Origin of the sequence: Saccharopolyspora sp. 6M, from assembly GCF_020176775.1 — a bacterium.
In the GTDB taxonomy this organism is placed as follows: Bacteria; Actinomycetota; Actinomycetes; order Mycobacteriales; family Pseudonocardiaceae; genus Saccharopolyspora_C; species Saccharopolyspora_C gregorii.
The window spans coordinates 1-1574 of sequence record NZ_JAIUJZ010000342.1 but is presented as its reverse complement, the minus strand read 5'-3'; the positions used below and the strand labels follow the sequence as shown (position 1 = coordinate 1574).

Sequence of the window (1574 nt, the reverse complement as noted above, 5' to 3'; positions counted from 1 at the left end):
CCACCCGCGCTCCCCGACCGCCCCCGGTTCCACCGGCGGGCCGTCGAAGCACGTCCGGGGCGTGGTCCCGGTGCGGCACCGGCGGTCGCCGGTTCCCGCGGCGCGTCCGGACGAGCGGCCGCGGCGGCCCGACTGCGCCGGACGGGTCGGCCCGGCGGCACCCCGGCGCCCGGAACCGGCCACCGGCGTTCGCGCCGAGCTGCACGCCTACTCCGATCACTCGTTCGGTCGTTCAGCGTCCGACACCCAGAGTAGTCGCCTTCCTGTTGAAATGAATTGGCGACCAGGGATTTCCGCGCGGTGCACGAATAGTTCACGCGCGAGAAATCCGTCCGGCGGACCAACTTTAGTAGGTATTTCGACAACGATTTTCAATCCCGATCCGCGTCCTCGGAAAGCCGCCGAGAAGGCGTGGCGAACGCGAGTCCCACGACAGCGGATTCACCGCCGGCGCCCATTCCCGCCGAAGCTGGACCAGACCTCTGCCCGCCAGGGCGCGCCGGTTCGCAGCAGCACGAGCTGATCGCCGCACCGCCGCACCCGTGCCACTTCGCACCACCCGCCACCAGGCGGAACCCGTCGTCCGACCGATCGGCGCGCGGCCGAGCGCACCGTCGGCGGCGTCGACTCGGTCCCGCGGCCTCCCGGTCCCGGCCGGCAGCTCGGGGGTGCCGTCCCGGGCGCTCCAGCCGCGTGGACGGAGGATTTCCACCCGAGCCGGGCCTGCGTCTCAGGTGCGCGGCGGGCACCAGCCGGTCGCCACGAGAGCGGCAACGGGGGCGAACAGCGGAGTGGGAAGTCCGTCCCAGGCGTGCCAGCTCCACTGCTCGATCTTGTCCGGCTCGCGGACCTCGGGTCGACCCGACGCCTCGACGAGGTAGTGCAAGGTCACGAAGTGCACGCCGTCTGCGGGGAAGACGTCGTTGGTCCAGGTGATCGGTGTCGTCCGACCGGCGCGCAGGCCGGTTTCCTCTTCGAGCTCGCGGGCTGCCGCGTGCTCCGGCGCCTCCCCCGCGTCGACCTTGCCACCGGGGAACGACCACGTTCCGGCTCCATGCGCGCCGCGCCGTCGCCCGAGGAGCACGCACCCCCTGTCCACCACGATCGCGCTCGTGCCTACGAGGGGTCCTCCGGGTACCAGCGACATGGCCCCGATCATCTCATTGCTCCGGCCCGCGACTCAGCACGTCGATGGAGCGACGTCGCCCACCGTTGCCGACCTCGTGCGACCGACATCGCCCCGTCCAGGCCGGTGGTCGGCGTCAGCATCGCCAGCCTGCGAGCAGCCCGGTAGGGGTTGATCGTCCAGCGGAACGGCACGCCGGGGTTCGAGCCGAGCACATCCGCCGTCCAGGAGTTCGGCTCACCCGGTCGAACCGCGTCCACGGCTCGTGCGCTGCGGTGATCGCGTCGCGGCGGAGAGCCGGTGCGGCTCCGGGAGCACCCCATACGATTGGCGGGTGACCGACGTGCCTCCAGCAGGGCCTCCCGGCGGCGGAGAGCATCGCCGACCTCGACCCGGCCGACCTCGGCCCCCGCGCCACCCCGGAGCGGACGAAGGCGGCCCGCCGCCC

1 protein-coding gene is annotated in these 1574 nt (G+C 72.6%); it reads right to left on the bottom strand.

Annotated elements, in window-relative coordinates; translation table 11 throughout:
* Nucleotides 1-730: 730 nt before the first annotated feature.
* Nucleotides 731-1147, bottom strand: coding sequence for an NUDIX hydrolase (locus tag LCD31_RS28710; RefSeq protein WP_224963313.1), 417 nt, complete (start codon nt 1145-1147; stop codon nt 731-733).
* Nucleotides 1148-1574 lie beyond the last annotated feature (427 nt).

Excerpts from the sequence above, each read along its gene's own strand:
- LCD31_RS28710 (WP_224963313.1), bottom strand. The coding sequence starts at position 1,147 with ATGTCGCTGGTACCCGGAGGACCCCTCGTAGGCACGAGCGCGATCGTG.